Origin of the sequence: Flavobacterium agricola, from assembly GCF_025919725.1 — a bacterium.
Lineage (GTDB): Bacteria > Bacteroidota > Bacteroidia > Flavobacteriales > Flavobacteriaceae > Flavobacterium > Flavobacterium agricola.
Window position 1 is genome coordinate 1,064,568 of record NZ_CP081495.1, and the last position, 16,764, is coordinate 1,081,331.

Annotated in this window: 15 protein-coding genes; 7 read left to right on the plus strand and 8 right to left on the minus strand. The window is 33.7% G+C overall.

All coding sequences use genetic code 11. The features are described from left to right. The first annotated feature begins 15 nt into the window (after nt 1-15). Nucleotides 16-2,190 (plus strand): S9 family peptidase, encoded by a 2,175-nt coding sequence (locus tag K5I29_RS05350; RefSeq protein WP_264434868.1) that lies wholly within the window; start codon nt 16-18, stop codon nt 2,188-2,190. 33 nt (nt 2,191-2,223) lie between these two features. Here the strand turns inward: K5I29_RS05350 and pdxH are convergent, their stop codons facing one another. From pdxH to K5I29_RS05365, 3 genes are read right to left on the minus strand one after another with little or no spacing between them, the layout of a single operon-like run. After that, entirely contained in the window at nt 2,224-2,868 is a 645-nt protein-coding gene (gene pdxH, locus K5I29_RS05355; protein ID WP_264434869.1) for a pyridoxamine 5'-phosphate oxidase, read from the minus strand. A 44-nt stretch (nt 2,869-2,912) separates the two neighbouring features. Continuing rightward, a complete protein-coding gene (locus K5I29_RS05360) occupies nt 2,913-3,320 on the minus strand; it encodes a helix-turn-helix domain-containing protein (RefSeq protein ID WP_264434870.1) in 408 nt (135 codons plus the stop codon). 40 nt (nt 3,321-3,360) lie between these two features. Then, on the minus strand, nt 3,361-3,798 hold the full coding sequence (locus K5I29_RS05365) for a hypothetical protein (protein WP_264434871.1): 438 nt from the start codon (nt 3,796-3,798) through the stop codon (nt 3,361-3,363). Nucleotides 3,799-3,927: 129 nt separating this feature from the next. Between K5I29_RS05365 and K5I29_RS05370 the strand changes: the two genes are divergently transcribed. Genes K5I29_RS05370 through K5I29_RS05380 form a run of 3 tightly spaced genes read left to right on the plus strand, consistent with a single transcriptional unit; the run spans nt 3,928 to nt 7,874 of the window. Further along, entirely contained in the window at nt 3,928-5,241 is a 1,314-nt protein-coding gene (locus K5I29_RS05370; RefSeq protein ID WP_264434872.1) for a TolC family protein, read from the plus strand. Between the two features lie 24 nt (nt 5,242-5,265). Then, nucleotides 5,266-6,300, plus strand: a complete 1,035-nt coding sequence (locus tag K5I29_RS05375; RefSeq protein WP_264434873.1) for an HlyD family secretion protein — start codon at nt 5,266-5,268, stop codon at nt 6,298-6,300. Between the two features lie 5 nt (nt 6,301-6,305). After that, nucleotides 6,306-7,874 carry an efflux MFS transporter permease gene (locus K5I29_RS05380; RefSeq protein WP_264434874.1) on the plus strand — a complete coding sequence of 523 codons (1,569 nt, stop codon included), beginning with the start codon at nt 6,306-6,308 and terminating at the stop codon, nt 7,872-7,874. A 72-nt stretch (nt 7,875-7,946) separates the two neighbouring features. Here the strand turns inward: K5I29_RS05380 and K5I29_RS05385 are convergent, their stop codons facing one another. The 4 genes from K5I29_RS05385 to K5I29_RS05400 all read right to left on the minus strand — a co-directional run bounded on the left by K5I29_RS05385 (nt 7,947) and on the right by K5I29_RS05400 (nt 14,737). Further along, on the minus strand, nt 7,947-10,655 hold the full coding sequence (locus tag K5I29_RS05385; RefSeq protein WP_264434875.1) for a DNA gyrase/topoisomerase IV subunit A: 2,709 nt from the start codon (nt 10,653-10,655) through the stop codon (nt 7,947-7,949). A gap of 20 nt (nt 10,656-10,675) precedes the next feature. Further along, complete coding sequence (locus K5I29_RS05390) at nt 10,676-12,538, minus strand: DNA topoisomerase IV subunit B (protein WP_264434876.1); 1,863 nt, start codon at nt 12,536-12,538, stop codon at nt 10,676-10,678. Between the two features lie 208 nt (nt 12,539-12,746). Next, on the minus strand, nt 12,747-13,697 hold the full coding sequence (locus K5I29_RS05395; protein WP_264434878.1) for a 3',5'-cyclic-nucleotide phosphodiesterase: 951 nt from the start codon (nt 13,695-13,697) through the stop codon (nt 12,747-12,749). A 62-nt stretch (nt 13,698-13,759) separates the two neighbouring features. After that, entirely contained in the window at nt 13,760-14,737 is a 978-nt protein-coding gene (locus K5I29_RS05400; RefSeq protein WP_264434880.1) for a YihY/virulence factor BrkB family protein, read from the minus strand. 175 nt (nt 14,738-14,912) lie between these two features. Here K5I29_RS05400 and K5I29_RS05405 point away from each other — a divergent pair, with 175 nt between their 5' ends. Genes K5I29_RS05405 through K5I29_RS05415 form a run of 3 tightly spaced genes read left to right on the plus strand, consistent with a single transcriptional unit; the run spans nt 14,913 to nt 16,508 of the window. After that, nucleotides 14,913-15,395 (plus strand): acyl-CoA thioesterase, encoded by a 483-nt coding sequence (locus K5I29_RS05405; RefSeq protein WP_264434881.1) that lies wholly within the window; start codon nt 14,913-14,915, stop codon nt 15,393-15,395. Between the two features lie 10 nt (nt 15,396-15,405). Next, complete coding sequence (locus K5I29_RS05410) at nt 15,406-15,924, plus strand: hypothetical protein (RefSeq protein WP_264434882.1); 519 nt, start codon at nt 15,406-15,408, stop codon at nt 15,922-15,924. A 20-nt stretch (nt 15,925-15,944) separates the two neighbouring features. Then, the gene (locus K5I29_RS05415) at nt 15,945-16,508 is read left to right on the plus strand and encodes a hypothetical protein (RefSeq protein ID WP_264434883.1); all 564 of its coding nucleotides are present in this window, start codon (nt 15,945-15,947) and stop codon (nt 16,506-16,508) included. Between the two features lie 38 nt (nt 16,509-16,546). On the opposite strand, the gene K5I29_RS05420 is transcribed toward K5I29_RS05415, so the two are convergent. Next, complete coding sequence (locus tag K5I29_RS05420; protein WP_264435166.1) at nt 16,547-16,723, minus strand: CAL67264 family membrane protein; 177 nt, start codon at nt 16,721-16,723, stop codon at nt 16,547-16,549. Nucleotides 16,724-16,764: the final 41 nt, after the last annotated feature.

Genomic DNA, 16,764 nt, shown 5'->3' on the forward strand with positions numbered 1-16,764 from the left:
AATAATAAAACAAACATGAAAAAATACAGTTTTTTACTTGTGCTTTTAGCAACCCATTTAGGTTTTGCACAACGTACATTAACCATTCAAGAAGCAACTTTAAGCAGCAGTGCTTTTAGTGTAGAAAATTTAAATGGTATAAAATGGTCTAAAAACGACAATACAGTTTCGTATTTAGATGCGAGCTATCAAAACTTAATTGTTCAAAGTGCAGTTACCCAACGTAACGAAACCATTGCAACAAAATCTGATATCGAAAAAGCATTAAAAAACGCGCTACCAAACGAAACGTTTGCCTTAAAAACATTTCCCTACAATTACAATTGGGTAAATTACAACCTAATTACCTTTACTGTTGCTTCAGAGCAAAATAAATATATAGTTGAGTATAACACCAACACAAAAAATATTTTATCTGCTTTACCGTATGCAGAAAATGGTACAAATGCTATTGTAAATGCTAGCAATAGCTTGGTTGCTTGGTTAGATGGTAACAATATTAAAATTACCAATGCAGAAAACGTAACTAAAAACGTTACCAATGATGCCGATACTGCCATAGTTAATGGATCTGATAATACGCATCGCCAAGAATTTGGAATTGATCGCGGTATGTGGTGGAGCCCAACTGCAGATAAGTTATTGTACTACAGAAAAGACGAAAGCATGGTAGCTGATTATCCGTTACCACAATGGGATACGCGTGTTGCGACAATTAAAAACACAAAATACCCAATGGCGGGCGAAAAATCTGAAGAAGTTACATTAATTGTATATGATTTAAAAACCGATCGTAAAGTAACGCTTAAAACCGATGGAGATAAAGAACAATATTTAACAACCGTAACCTGGTCACCAAATGGAGAGTCGGTTTATGTTGGTGTTTTAAATCGTGGACAAGATCATTTAAAATTAAATGCATACGATGCAACAACAGGTAACTTTATAAAAACATTGTTTGAAGAAAAACTTAGCACTTGGGTAGAACCGCAACATGCTTTACTTTTTGTTCCGAACGATGCAGAACATTTTATTTACCAAACCGATGCAGAAGGTTTCAACCAAATGTATTTATACAATACCAAAGGTAAATTGGTAAGAAAATTAGGTTTTGAAAATGTAATTGTAGAAAAAGTTTTAGGTTTTAGTAAAGACGGAAAATCAATCAGTTACATGGGAATTACCAATAATGGTTTAGACCGTCAATTATTTCAAGTTGAACTGAAAAAAGGTAAAACCAAACAACTAACAACAGAACCTGGTTATCATAATGCAAGTTTAAGTACAGATGGCACGTTTTTATTAGATCAGTATTCAAACGTAAACACGCCAAACGTAATTCAAATCATCAATTTAAAAAACAAAAAAACTCAAGTTTTGGTTGATGCTAAAAATCCGTTTGAAGGATTAATTGATATGCCTAAAATGGAATTGGTAGAAATTACGGCTGCAGACGGTAAAACGCCATTAAACGGACGTATTATTTATCCATTAAATTATGATGCAAACAAAAAATACCCGGTAATGATTTACGTTTACGGAGGTTCGCATGCACAATTGGTTAAAAACCGTTGGATGGGCGGCGCTTCGTTATTTGATTATTATATGGCACAAAACGATTATGTAGTATTTACTGTAGATAATCGCGGGAGCGATGCCCGTGGACGTGATTTTACACGCGTAACCCACCGAAATTTAGGTGTGAATGAAATGGCCGATCAATTAAAAGGCGTTGATTATTTAAAATCGCTTGCTATTGTGGACCAAAATAAAATTGGAGTTTACGGCTGGAGCTACGGAGGTTTTATGACAACTTCTTTACTTTTAAATTACAACGATATTTTTAAAGTTGGTGTTGCCGGAGGTCCGGTAATGGATTGGAAATGGTACGAAGCGATGTACGGTGAGCGTTACATGGATACACCGCAAGAAAATCCAGAAGGTTACGCAAAAACATCAACCCTAAATAAAGTTAAAGATTTAAAAGGCGATTTGTTAATTATTCACGGAGCGCAAGATCCAGTGGTAGTTCAGCAACATTCTATGGAATTTATAGAGGCGTGCATTAAAGCTGGTATTCAAGTAGATTACTTTTTATATCCAACGCACGAGCACAACGTTCGCGGCATAGATCGTGTACATTTAAACACTAAAATAGCACGTTATTTTGATACGTATTTAAAAAGATAAAATAAAAAAAAGACAGCTAAAAGCTGTCTTTTTTTATGATGATAAACGTTCAATTTTCCAATCCATTTCATCTCGTATGCTATAACGAATACGATCGTGTAAACGGTTCGGACGTCCTTGCCAAAATTCTACCGAAACGGGCCTAACTAAAAAACCACCCCAAAACTCCGGACGTGGAACTTCTTTTCCTTCCCACTGCTGTTCTAATTCTTTTAAGCGATTTTCTAAAAATTCACGATTTGGAATTACATCGCTTTGAGGAGAAACAATGGCACCAATTTGGCTACCAAACGGACGCGAATGAAAATAGTTATCCGAATCTAAATCTGATGTTTTTTCGGCTAAACCTTTAATAATTACCTGACGTTCTATGCTTGGCCAAAAAAAAGACAAACAAACGTGCGGATTGGCTTGTAAAGCTTTTCCTTTTTCAGATTCGTAATTGGTATAAAAAACAAACCCGTTTTCGTTGTATTTTTTTAATAAAACAACGCGTGCTTTAGGAAACCCATCTAAACCTAAAGTCGAAATCGTCATGGCATTCACCTCTTCTACTCCACCAAATGCTTCGGTTTCTTTAAACCATTTATGAAACAAGTTTAACGGATCTTCTGGTAATTCATTTTCGTTCAACGCACTTTTTTCGTACGATTTTCTATAGTTAGTTAAATCACTCATTATTTCGTTATTTCAGGTAAAATTAATTAATTTTTGGGTACTTTTTATAGCTTTCTAAAACTTAATGGCGACATGCCGCTTTTGCGTTTAAAAAATTTTCCGAAAGCAGATTGGTCTGAAAAGTTTAAAATATCTGCAATTTCTTGTACCGTTAAATCGGGCTGTTTTAATAATTGACGGGCTTCACTGTACAATAAATCAAAAATAAAATCAGAAACCGTTTGCCCCGTAAGCTTTTTTACAATTTGTGTTAAATAATGTGATGTGATATGAATATGATCGGCGTAAAATTGCACCAAATGTTCGGTTTTGTAATGCTTTAAAATTAAAGTTAAAAACTGCTGAAAGTAAACATCTTCCCGACTCGGGTTATCATCTATTTCTTGTAAATAATTGGTTTCTATACAATGGCTTAAATCTAAAAAGTAAATGCGCAACGCATTTAGCAACATTTCGCGATAATAATTATGTTGTGTTTGTAAGCTGATATCATTAATAAACCGAACGGGCTGTTAACAAATTAAAATCAGAATCGTTTAAATGCAAAATTGGATTTTTGTACATTTTTACGTTGTACTTTACCCGTTTATACAGCATATCAATCGAGAACATTTCGGCCACATAATCCTTCTCAATATATAAACTTAAACAAACAAAATCAGAACTTACCTGCTGTATTTTAAACAAATGTCCAAAAGATAGCAGTAACATATCCTGCGTTTGAACCTGATGTTTTCTAAAATTAATTTCTACCTCAGCAGTTCCAGATAAAACCAATAAAAACAAAGTTGATTTTAAGTTGATATTTTGTTGCAAAACAGATAAAAACTGCTGCTGATTTAATTGCAATACGCTCAAACTTCTTTTCGTACTATCTTTCTGGCTGCTTGCTGTAAACAAATCATAATCATAAATTATTTTGTCTGCCATTTTTTATTAAATCTTTTGTATTACAATAACAAAAATATTCAAAATAAACCAATTCTATACAAAAATAGAATAACTAATTTTTTAAAAATTGACGGAAATTTGCCTACGAATTAGTGTAAGATATTTTTTATGAAATTAAGAACAAAAGTACTGCTGTGTTTTTGTGTGCTAAGCAGCTTACCAAGCTATTTACAAGCACAAAACAAAATGTACAACCTAAACGATTTGTTTGCCTTGGCCGATGCAAACAACCGCGATTTAAAGGTTTTAGAAAACTATGCAAAAATTGAAGAACAAGCTGTTCGGGATGAAAAAAACAACCGATTACCCGACGTAAATGCCACAGTAATGGCTTCGTACATTGGCGACGGGTACATTACAGGCCGAAATTTTAAAAACGGTTTTAGCGTACCTATTCCGGAATTTGGAAACAACTTTATTGTAGAAGCCAAACAACTTATTTTTGCCGGTGGTGCAGTAAATGCTGCCATTGCTAAAGCCAAAAACAAGCAATCTTTAACGGTTTTAGAAAAAGAAAAAGTGCAGCAAGGCATTCGTTTGGGAATTGTTGGATATTATTTAGAAATACAAAAGCTAAACAATCAAAAACAAATTATTGAAAACAACATCAAACAAACCCAAAAAGTAATAGAACAAGTTACTGCCAAAACCGAACAAGGCATTAGCTTAAAAAACAACATTACGCGCTTTGAACTGCAATTACAAGCCTTGCAACTAAATTTAATTCGAGTAAATAATGCTACAGCTATTATAAACAACGAATTAGTTAAAATGGTTCAGCTACCATTAGGTACGCAATTGCATTTAGAACCAATTAATCAAATTACGAAAGAAAGTAACGACGATCGTGAATATTGGCAAAACGTGGCAAGCAAAAACGCGAAAGAACTAAAACAAAGTGTTTTAGAAGTTGAAAATGCAGCGCACACCGAAAAACAAGCAAAGTCGAGCAAATTACCACAACTTTTTGCCTTTGCTGGCAATTACTTTAATGGACCGGTCATGATAGAAATTCCGGTTTTAAACAACAATTTTAATTATTGGAATGTGGGCGTTGGTTTAAGTTATGATATTTCGTCTTTATACAAATCAAACGCTAAAATTAAACAAACCCGATTTTTAAAGGAAAATGCTTTAGAACAGCAAGAAAATAAAAAAGAGCAGGTTGCGCTAGAAATAGAATCGGCACGTATTAAATACAACGAAAGCATTGCTTTGTACAACACACAACTTAAAAGCATTGAATTGGCAAACCAAAACTACAACGTAATTAAAAATAGATATCTAAATCAGTTGGCGTTGATAACCGAAATGATTGATGCCGAAAACACAAAATTAGATGCCGAATTACAAGCAGCTAATGCAGAAATGAATATTCTATTTCACTACTACCAACTTAAAAAAATAGCAGGAATTTTATAAAATCAATTAAAAAAATCATATAAAATGAATCATAAACGCAAAAAAAACACCTATAATATTATTGTTGGCGCTTTAGTTTTAGGCGGATTAGTTTGGGTAGGTTCTAAATTTTTCTTTTTAGGAAATGTAGAATATACCGACAACGCACAAGTAAAACAATTAATAGTTCCAGCAAACGCAAGGGTTTCTGGCTATATTAAAGAAATTAAATTTGATGAGTACGAACCTGTAAAAAAAGGAGATACCTTATTAATTATAGAAGATACCGAATTTAGATATCGCTTGGCTCAAGCTGAAGCCGATTATCAAAGCGCATTAGCTGGTAAAGATATTGTTGCATCATCTGTAAAAACAATTGCAAATAATACAGCGGTAACCGATGCAGGATTGGCCGAATTAAAAGCTTTATTAGATAATGCTGAAACCGATTACAAACGCTATAAAAAATTATTAGAACAACAATCGGTAACGCAACAGGAATATGATGGTAAACACACACAATATGTGGCATTAAAAGCCAAATACGAAACTTTAGCACGCCAAAAACAAACCACCATTTTAGCTACAAACGAGCAAAATTTACGCTTAATGCAAAACGATGCAGTAATTGAATTGGCAAAAGCTGCGGTGGAATTAGCAAAACTAAACCTATCGTACACGGTAATTGTTGCGCCAACCGATGGACACACCGGACGCAAAAATTTACAAGTTGGACAATTACTTCAGCCCGGACAACCGGTTGTAGATATTATTGATAACAATGATATTTGGATTATTGCTAATTATAAAGAAACGCAAACGCATCAAATTAAAGAAAATCAAGAAGTTGAATTAGCAGTTGATGCCTTACCTGGCGTTACATTAAAAGGTATTGTAAAATCGGTTGCTAATGCTACCGGAGCAAGTTTTTCGGTTTTACCACAAGATAATTCTGCGGGTAACTTTGTAAAAATTGAACAACGTATTCCTGTAAAAATTGAATTTGCAGATAGCAATGATGCTGAATTGCTTCAGAAATTACGTGCAGGAATGAATGTTGAATGTAAAGTACTTTTATAATGGGAATGGACGCACCTATGGGTCCGTTTCGCATTCCAGCAATTAACAATTATATTCCAGAAAAAATAAAACCATGGCTTTTTGTTCTTTTTGTTGTTTTGGTACAGTTTTCGGGCGGTGGTGTGTATTTAGCTACCTTAAACGAAATGGTTTCTGGAAGAGCATTGCTTACTGAAGATGTGCAAATGGCAGGTTTTGCCTCAATGGTCGGAATGGTTTTGGTGTTTACTTTTATGCTGCGCTTAAAAATGCGCTTTACTAGTAAAACATCCATGTTGGTTTGCTGCGGCGGACTGGTAATTTGCAACATAATTTGCTTATATACCGTAAATTTATTTGTTTTAGTTTCGGTTTGTTTTGTAGCCGGTATGTTAAAAATGTGGGCAACGTTTGAGTGTAATTCTTCCATTCAATTATGGATTACCCCAACGCGAGATATGCCCATTTTCTTTTCATACATCTACCTATTGGTTCAGGGCGTTATTATAATGGGTGGAGCAACTCAAATTTACGTTTCGTTATTTACTAACTTTCAATACGTAAATTACGTAGTTATTGGAGTTTTATTACTTATGATGTTAGCCGTTTTACTTCTGTTTAATAACGGCATGTACATGCCTTTTGTACCTTTATTTGGTATTGATTGGTTTGGTGCTTTTATGTGGGGGTTAATAATGCTGTGCATCAATTTTATATTTATTTACGGTAATCATTTAGATTGGTACGATTCGAGCTCCATACAAATGGCTACTGTTTTTTTAGTTGTGTTGCTTGCTTTAAATATTTATCGCGCCTCGTTTATTCGACATCCGTTTATAGATTTAAAAACCTTTACTTATAAACCCGTTTGGCAATCTGTATTGTTATATTTTATAATTGATATTTTAATCGCTCCAACACATTTAGTAGAACATATTTATTTTGAGGCGGTTTTAGGTTACGATACGCATAATATAAACGATATTAATTTAATTAGCTGGATCGGTGTAGTTGCTGGAGCTTTTTTTACTTGGCGCTTTTTTGCAGTTGCCAAGCAATCATTTAAAAAAACATTTATGATTGGCATCGGCGCCATTGTTTTGTACGAAATTGGTATGTATTTTATAATTGATGCCAATACAAGCAAATACATGTTAGCGGTTCCGTTATTTTTACGAAACTTTGGTTATGTAACCTTAGCTATTGTTTTAATTTCTGATTTGATGCGTGTGCCTTTTCAGCACTTTTTTCAAGCCATTTCAATACAGGCTTTTATGAGCGCAGCTTGCGGAAGTGCAATTGGCGGTGCCTTAACCTACCATTTATTTCAGGTTACAACTACCAAAAACTTTCAGCTTCTTTCTGCCTCGTTAGATAAAGTTAATGCATCCTTATTTAGCGCGCAACCGCAAGTTTTACAAGGATTGCTTAGCAAGCAAATTTTATTAACCTCGTTTAAAGAAATGTACGGTTACTTTGCCATAGCTGGTATTTTACTTTTAATTATCTTGCTTTTGTATCGTTATCCGTATTTGCCTAAAAATTTAATTTATCCGCGCAATAAAACCATTAAAAAAAAATTACGAAAGAATTAGAATAAACAAAACAGCCATGCAATATTGCATGGCTGTTTTACTATAAACAAGTCGGCTAAATAGCCGACTTTTTTATTCATTACCACCAAATAAGGTAGTTTGTCCGTCATCTTCAATTATAATATCTTGAATATCTTCTTCAATTTTAGAATCGTTGTTTTCAGATTCTTCTTCTATAACTTCTTCATAAGGTAAAGGTTCTAAAACTTTAATTTCTTTAACCTTATCTGGAGTTAACTGATTACCTAAAGCTTTAATTCCTTTAAGGGCAATAAATTCTTCTAAATTAATTTCTAAAGATTCTTTTTGCACGCCTTTTATTTTAGGAAAAACAACTTCTATACGCGGCAACCAATCGGTTGAAACAAAATCAACTTTAGTTTTATCGTGCTCAGAAACAAAGGTTTCTTCTTTATTTTCGTTTTCAATAATAAAACGTTTTACATAATGGCGTTCTTTTTCACCCTCAAAATAAACTACAGAAATTGGTTTTTTAGGATTCCATTTTTCTATAATCAGCATATCGGTTTCAAAATGCGTGGTTAATTCAGGAATTATGGTTTTAATTTTACCGGACTCGGTAATAATTAACAAGCGATCGTTAGGTTTAAATTCACCTAACAAGGTACCACGTCCATCAACATTTAGGCGTTTTACAACTTCGTCAAACCAAACTTTTCTTGGACGTAAGGTTGAGATTCCTTTTTCTTTCATCTCAATCTTTTTAACCGCATATTTTGTAACTAAATTACCTTTACTTGCACGGCCTTTAATAGCAATATCGGCAAAATCTAAATCCCATTTCAGTTTTTTAACACTACCTACCTGACGTAGTAAAATAGTAACAATTTCGGCTTCTCCGTTTGGATTACATGAGAAGTAAAGCACTTGTGAATTGGCTGTTCCGGCTGTTAAATCGTACATTTTATCGCGGGTTACCCCAGAAACGTTAAAACGTTTGATGTACGATGGTCCGCTTTTGCCATCGCGATAAATTAAATTGTAAATGGTGCGTTTGTCGTTACGATCAAAAATACCAATGTGAATAATGTCTTTACCAATAAACTTTTTATCGTCAACCTTTGTAACTACAAACTGGCCGCTTCGTAAAAAGATAATTACATCATCAATATCCGAACAATCAGCGACGTATTCGTCTTTTTTCAATCCGGTTCCTATAAAACCTTCTTCACGGTTTACATATAATTTGGTGTTACGTAAAACAACTTTTGTTGCTTCGATATTATCAAAGCTTCTGATTTCGGTTTTACGCTCTTTTCCTTTACCGTATTTTGTACGCAGATTGGTAAAATAATCGATTGAAAAAGGAATGATATGTTCTATGTTGTATTTTACTTTTTCGATATCGCCTTCTAAAGCTTCAATTTTTTCGTTGGCTTTATCAATATCAAAGCGTGAAATACGTTTAATTTTAATTTCGGTTAGCTTGGTAATATCATCTAAAGTTACCGCGCGTTTTAAATTGCCAATAAATGGTTTTAACCCTTTATCGATTGCCTCAATTACGCCTTCCCAGGTTTCTTCTTCCTCAATATGACGGTAGATACGGTTTTCGATAAAAATACGTTCTAACGATAAATAATGCCATTGTTCTTCTAGCTCACCTAATTCAATTTTAAGTTCACTTAGTAAAAGTTCAACCGTACGATCGGTAGAACGTTTAAGCATTTCGGTAACGCCAACAAATAATGGTTTGTTATCTTCAATCACACAACCTAATGGTGCAATAGAAATTTCACAGTTTGTAAAGGCATATAAAGCATCAATCATTTTATCTGGCGAAACACCAGGCGCTAAATGCACTAAAATTTCTACTTCAGAAGATGTATTATCTTCTACCTTTTTTAATTTAATTTTACCTTTTTCGTTTGCTTTTAAAATGCTGTCGATTAGGTTTGATGTGTTGGTAGAAAAAGGAATATCTTTAATTACCAGCGTATTTTTATCTAACTGAGAAATTCGCGCACGCACACGCACACGCCCACCGCGCATTCCGTCGTTATAACTAGAAACATCGGCTATACCGGCCGTTGGAAAATCTGGATAAATAGTAAACGGTTTACCTTTTAAATGTTTAATAGATGCATCTATTAATTCTAAAAAGTTATGAGGTAAAATTTTGGTTGATAAACCTACCGCAATCCCTTCTCCACCTTGAGCCAATAAAAGTGGAAATTTAACGGGTAAGTTTATGGGTTCGTTACGACGTCCGTCGTACGAAAGTTGCCAAGGCGTGATTTTTGGCGAATACAATACCTCTAAAGCGAATTTAGACAAACGTGCTTCGATATAACGCGATGCTGCTGCATCATCACCCGTAAAAATATTACCCCAGTTTCCTTGGGTATCAATCAACAAATCTTTTTGACCAATTTGCACCATGGCATCTCCAATACTTTGATCACCGTGTGGGTGATATTGCATGGTATGCCCAACAATGTTTGCTACTTTGTTGTAACGCCCATCGTCAAGTTCTTTCATTGAGTGCATTATACGGCGTTGCACGGGTTTAAATCCGTCTTCAATCGCCGGTACAGCGCGCTCTAAAATTACATAAGATGCGTATTCTAAAAACCAATCACGGTACATGCCCGTTACGCGCTTTATTGTTTCTCCCCCATCTGTAGGTTCAAAATCTTCTTCCAGTTCTAATTCTTCTGCTTCATCCGCAGCATCTTCCTGGTTTAAAGGTTCGTTATATTGGTTTTGATCTTCTGGATCAAAAGAAAATTCATTGGTATTATTTTCGTCTTGGCTCATTTATTTTGGTCTTGTTAAAATTACGCTTCGGCAGTTTCAACAGCGTCTAATTCTACTTTTAGATTATCGATAATAAATTCTTGTCGGTCTGGTGTGTTTTTACCCATGTAAAATTCTAATAAATTTTCAATAGAAAATGCTTTATCTAACATTACAGGTTCTAAACGAATATCATCACCGATAAAGTTTTTAAATTCATCAGGAGAAATTTCACCCAAACCTTTAAATCGAGTAATTTCTGGCTTAGGTTTTAGCTCTTCAATAGCATTAATTCGTTCTTCTTCGGTATAACAATAAATGGTTTTCTTTTTGTTTCGTACACGGAAAAGCGGGGTTTGTAAAATGTATAAATGCCCCTCTTTAATTAATTCCGGGAAAAACTGCAAGAAAAACGTAATCATTAACAAACGAATATGCATACCGTCAACATCGGCATCGGTTGCTAAAACAATATTATTATAGCGTAAGCTTTCGTAATCTTCTTCAATATCTAAGGCAGCTTGTAGCAAGTTAAATTCTTCATTTTCATAAACAATTTTCTTGGTCATGCCGTAAGTATTTAACGGTTTACCACGTAAACTAAAAACGGCTTGCGTATTTACATCACGCGATTTGGTGATAGAACCCGATGCCGAATTACCTTCGGTAATAAACAACGTACTTTCTAAATATCTTGGGTTTTTAATATCAGTTAAATGTACCCTACAATCGCGCAGTTTTTTATTGTGTAAACTTGCTTTTTTAGCACGATCTTTTGCTAGTTTACGAATACCAGAAAGTTCTTTACGCTCGCGCTCTGCTTGTAAAATTTTACGATGCAAAGCATCGGCAATTTCGGGATTTTTATGTAAAAAGTTGTCTAAATGTGTTTTAACAAAATCGTTAACAAACGTACGTACGGTAGCCAAGTTAGGGCCCATATCGGTAGAACCTAATTTGGTTTTGGTTTGAGATTCGAAAACCGGTTCTTCAACCTTTAATGCAATAGCAGAAACAATTGATTTGCGAATATCTGACGCTTCAAAATTTTTATTAAAAAACTCTTTAACCGTTCTAACTACAGCTTCTTTAAAAGCTGCTAAATGCGTACCACCTTGGGTGGTATTTTGTCCGTTAACAAAAGAATAATATTCTTCTGAATATTGTGATTTACTGTGGGTGATTGCCAATTCGATATCGTTACCACGTAAATGGATGATTGGATAAACCATATCGTCTTGCGAAATATTTTCTTCTAATAAATCTTTTAAACCGTTTTCAGAAAAGAACTTTTCACCATTATAAATTATAGTTAATCCCGTATTTAGGTAACAATAATTTTTAAGCATGCGTTCTATATATTCATTTCTGAATTTGTAGTTTTTAAAAATAGTTTCGTCTGCCAAAAAGGTAACTTTGGTTCCGCGGCGTTTGCTGCTTTCTACAGCATCTTCTTCTTGCGTTAAATTACCTGCAGAAAATTCTGCAGCTTTATGCATATTATCGCGAACCGATTCAACACGGAAAAAACTAGAAAGTGCATTTACTGCCTTTGTACCTACCCCGTTTAAACCAACCGACTTTTTAAAAGCTTTAGAATCGTACTTACCTCCGGTATTCATTTTAGAAACCACATCAACCAACTTACCTAAAGGAATTCCACGTCCGTAATCACGAACCGAAACCAGGCGGTCTTTAATGGTAACTTCAATGGTTTTACCGGCTCCCATAACGAATTCATCGATACAGTTGTCTAAAACTTCTTTTAATAAAATGTAAATACCATCATCCGGAGATGAGCCATCTCCAAGCTTTCCGATGTACATACCGGGACGCATTCTGATGTGTTCTTTCCAGTCGAGAGAACGGATATTATCTTCGGTATATTGGTTTTGCTCTTGCATAAATACTATTCTATTTTTCGCTAATTTACTTAAAATTGTGAAACTTTAAAAGTTCTGAAAATTAATATTTCTTTAAACAGTTAATACCTACAATGTAATACACGATTGATATTTAACTGAAACACTGAACGTTACTTTTAGTGTTTTATTGAAGTTGTTGTAAACAAATTTATTAAACCACAGCGCCAAACAACGGCTTTAAACGAGTTTATAAGCTTATTTTCTCACCTTGTTTCGGGAAAATATAATGTACGTGATATGGGTTTTTAGCTAACAATTCTTGCTGAATCACAGCTTCATTATCACCTTCTGGTTTAATATGCGTAATAATTACGTTCAAATTTTTTAATGCTTTTTTGCCGGTAAATTGAGCTAAGCTAGCTAATTCTTCTTGCAATAAATTTGGAGTTAAATGGCCAAAAAGCAAATGTTCGGGTTGTGCGTTTGGGAAAGAAACCTCAATTAAAATAGCTTTAAGCTGTTTGTTTTTAATTAATGGCGCAACATATTGCCATAAGTTTTTTAGCTGCTCGCTTTTTTCTAATCGGTCTGCTCCTGTATCACTTAAATACAACACATAATTTTGATTGGCATCTGCAATTAAAGCAGCCGAACTTTTATAGGGTTTAACATGATCTAAAACAAATGGCGTTGCTGTAAGCTTTGTATTTTGCAACGCAACGGGTTTTTTAGCTGTTAAATAATGATATTGGTATTTGTTTAAAATAGGCGTTTGCCCATCGTTAGCAAAATTAATCCAGGTGCTGTTTATAAAGTAATGATCTTTGTAAATATCTATTACAAAATCGAATCCGTAAATTGGTTTTTTAGCATCGGAAGGCGAATTGATTATTAAGCCGGAATTATGATCTAAATGCCCGTGGGTAATAAAATAACCTTTAATGTAGTTTTGTAAAACATCGGCTTCTGTGGTTGTAAAAGTTTTATTTTCAACCGCTTTTTTAATTCCAGATCCTACGGTTCCGGCATCAAAACAAATAAATTCATTGGCGTTGTGTTCGCCTATTAAATATGCCGATAAATTTCCTTCTAATCCTCCGCCATAAACACCTAAAGGCACAATATCAAAACTTGGAGTTTGGGCAAATACAAAACTTGACAAACAAACAGAGAATAAAAAGGAAGTAATTTTTTTCATATTTATTTTTATACAAAGGTACTTTAAAAACCAGCAAATTCAGCACTTTGATGCGAAACAATTTATTTATGATGGATGCTTTTAATATCGTTTATTAATTGTTCGGCAATAGGTTTTGGCACTTCGTAATATTTAATAATTGGGCTCGATAATTTATCGGGTTTAATTTTAACGCCGTACATTTTACAATATTCTTTTGTAAATTCAGCTCCGAAATACAAAATCATAGCCGAATAATATACCCAAACTAAAATTAACATAACCGATCCGGCAGCTCCGTAAGCCGTTGCAATATTCGTATTGCCCAAATAAAACCCGATTCCGTATTTACCTAACATAAATAAAACAGCTGTAAAACAAGCTCCAACCGAAGCATCTTTCCATCTAATATGTCCGCCCGGCAAAACCTTATAAATAACTGCAAACAAAATGGCTACAACAAGTAAAATAACCACATTGTTTAAAATCAGCATCAAATAAACTGAAAAGTCGAACAAATCTTTAAAAAAGTTATTGTAAATAAAATCTAAAGCTGAGTTTAAAATTAAGGTTACCAACAAAATAAATCCTAAACTAACAATCATGGAAAAAGACAGCAAACGATTAATTACAAAACGTAAAATACCTTTGGTTGGCTTAGCCTGAAAACCCCAAATGTAATTAATAGAACTTTGAATTTCGGCAAAAACTCCGCTGGCACCAAACAACAAAGTTACACCACCAACAATGGCAGCTATTTTATTTTCGCCATCAATGTTTATGTTTTGCATGGCAGTTTCTATTTGTTGTGCCGAATTTTGTCCAACCAAAGCGCTAATTTGTGCAAATAATTCGCTACGCACTTCGGTTTCTCCATAAAAATACCCGCAAACCGCAATTATTATAATAGATAAAGGTGCAATTGCAAAAACGGTATAATACGACAACGCAGCGCTAAATTTAAGCGCATTATCGTTTAAAAAACTTTGTACGGAATTGTTTAACAACCTAACAACAGGATGTTCTTTTAAAAATTGAATAATAAAATTGGTAAACTTCATTACGTAACTGGTTGCTTTTTTGTTGGAAAGGTTTTTAAAGTAATCTTATATTTTCACTGCTAAATATACGCAATTAAAGCAGAAATATTAATTGCCTTATTTTATTAAACAGCTAATTTATTTTTATATTTTGCTTTCTTAGAAAAATGTCAGATATTCAAACAAAATATGCATTATGAGAAAAAATAATAGAATCACATTTCAATTTATATCTGAACCAACCGATGTTAATTTTGGAGGAAAAGTTCACGGCGGGGTTGTAATGAAATGGATTGATCAGGTTGCGTATACCTGCGCAAGTACTTGGGCCGAAAAATATTGCGTTACCATTTATGTTGGTGGTATTCGATTTTACAAACCCATAAATATTGGCGAAGTAATTAAAGTTGACGCCTACGTTATTTATACCGGTAAAACCAGCATTCATATTGCAGTTGATGTTTATTCTCGCGGAATTCAGAATCCTAATTTTGTTAAAAAAACGCACTGCGTGATTGTTTTTGTAGCTGTTGATGGAAACGGAAAACCATCGAATGTAGAAAAATTTGTTCCACAAGACGAAATTGAAAGCAAATACGAAGAATATGCGTTGCGATTAAAAGCTTTACGCGAAAATATTGATAAAGAAATGATGCCGTTTATTGAAGAGCAAAATTAACTAAACTGAAATGAAAAATTTATCTTTACTTTTACTGCTTTTGTTTTTTGCTTCATGTGGTCCGATGTCTAAAATTTCTAAAAAAAATGAATACCAATACGTAAGTTTAAACGACCAAAAGACCCTGATTAAAATGACTAAAAACAAAAAAATAGATTTTATTAGTTATCAACCTACAGGTTTTATAAATCCAAAAAACAACAAGCAATTTAAAAAACTAAAAAAAGCATCGCAATCAGCGGACATTACCAATTTAAACGATGTTATAACTTGTGGGTTTATTATAAATTCAGATTATACAAATCTTGCAGGAAAAGATTTTTACATATTACTAAACCCAAAAAATAAAGTTATTGTAGATTCCACCCAATATGAACATTATAAAAAAAGAATTGATAATGATATAGTTGAGCTGATTATAAATAAACAATCTCCGCTTTCAGAACAATTATTTATATGGGAGAATATTTACATAAATTACGGAAGGCCAAATGTAAAAACAACCTTCAAAGCACCACAAAAAAATTAACTAACATACAAATTTCCACTATGAAAAAATCACTTTTACTAACCTTGCTTTTTATAGCAACAACAACTTTTGCACAAAAACAAAATGCTACCATTTTTTGGGACAATCTTACAAAGCTTTGCGGACAATCTTTTGAAGGAAAAATTGTAAAAGGCGGCAAAGAAGGAGACGGATTTACGGGCGAAAAATTAGTAATGCACGTAATGAGCTGCGATAAAAATGAAATTCGCGTTCCGTTTCACGTAGGTAACAACCATTCTAGAACTTGGGTTTTAACCAAAGACAGCAAAGGGCTTATTACCTTAAAACACGACCACAGAAAAGAAGATGGATCTGAAGATGAAGTAACACAATATGGCGGAACGGCATCTAATTACGGAAGCGAAACTTTACAATATTTTCCAGCCGATATTTTTACACAAAAGCTAATTGGTTATGCTTACAGCAACGTTTGGTGGATTACTTTAACCAAAGATGCTTTTAGTTATAACTTAGAAAAAATTGATACTGATCGTGTTTTTAGCGTAGTTTTTGATTTAAAAAAGCAAGTAGAAACTCCGGTAAAACCTTGGGGAACAAAATAAAAAAAAGGAAGTACAAATTGTACTTCCTTTTTTTATTTTTATACCCTACCTTTTAAGGCGTTAAATACCCAAGCAATGGCAAAAAAACCAATGCCCACAGCTGCAAAACCTAAGCCAGCAACTTCGTAATATCTAAAAACCCCTAAAGTAATTAACAAAATACCCATTACAATCATAATAAGAGTTGCCCACCCCAAAATTGAATTTTTATTCATCATTTTCTTATTATCTTTATTTTTCATAGCCTGAAGTTGCT

Excerpts from the sequence above, each read along its gene's own strand:
- K5I29_RS05380 (WP_264434874.1), top strand. The coding sequence starts at position 6,306 with ATGGACGCACCTATGGGTCCGTTTCGCATTCCAGCAATTAACAATTAT.
- K5I29_RS05365 (WP_264434871.1), bottom strand. The coding sequence starts at position 3,798 with ATGGCAGACAAAATAATTTATGATTATGATTTGTTTACAGCAAGCAGC.
- K5I29_RS05400 (WP_264434880.1), bottom strand. The coding sequence starts at position 14,737 with ATGAAGTTTACCAATTTTATTATTCAATTTTTAAAAGAACATCCTGTT.
- K5I29_RS05410 (WP_264434882.1), top strand. The coding sequence starts at position 15,406 with ATGAAAAATTTATCTTTACTTTTACTGCTTTTGTTTTTTGCTTCATGT.
- K5I29_RS05415 (WP_264434883.1), top strand. The coding sequence starts at position 15,945 with ATGAAAAAATCACTTTTACTAACCTTGCTTTTTATAGCAACAACAACT.
- pdxH (WP_264434869.1), bottom strand. The coding sequence starts at position 2,868 with ATGAGTGATTTAACTAACTATAGAAAATCGTACGAAAAAAGTGCGTTG.
- K5I29_RS05395 (WP_264434878.1), bottom strand. The coding sequence starts at position 13,697 with ATGAAAAAAATTACTTCCTTTTTATTCTCTGTTTGTTTGTCAAGTTTT.
- K5I29_RS05350 (WP_264434868.1), top strand. The coding sequence starts at position 16 with ATGAAAAAATACAGTTTTTTACTTGTGCTTTTAGCAACCCATTTAGGT.
- K5I29_RS05405 (WP_264434881.1), top strand. The coding sequence starts at position 14,913 with ATGAGAAAAAATAATAGAATCACATTTCAATTTATATCTGAACCAACC.
- K5I29_RS05385 (WP_264434875.1), bottom strand. The coding sequence starts at position 10,655 with ATGAGCCAAGACGAAAATAATACCAATGAATTTTCTTTTGATCCAGAA.
- K5I29_RS05420 (WP_264435166.1), bottom strand. The coding sequence starts at position 16,723 with ATGAATAAAAATTCAATTTTGGGGTGGGCAACTCTTATTATGATTGTA.
- K5I29_RS05375 (WP_264434873.1), top strand. The coding sequence starts at position 5,266 with ATGAATCATAAACGCAAAAAAAACACCTATAATATTATTGTTGGCGCT.
- K5I29_RS05360 (WP_264434870.1), bottom strand. The coding sequence starts at position 3,320 with ATGTTGCTAAATGCGTTGCGCATTTACTTTTTAGATTTAAGCCATTGT.
- K5I29_RS05390 (WP_264434876.1), bottom strand. The coding sequence starts at position 12,538 with ATGCAAGAGCAAAACCAATATACCGAAGATAATATCCGTTCTCTCGAC.
- K5I29_RS05370 (WP_264434872.1), top strand. The coding sequence starts at position 3,928 with ATGAAATTAAGAACAAAAGTACTGCTGTGTTTTTGTGTGCTAAGCAGC.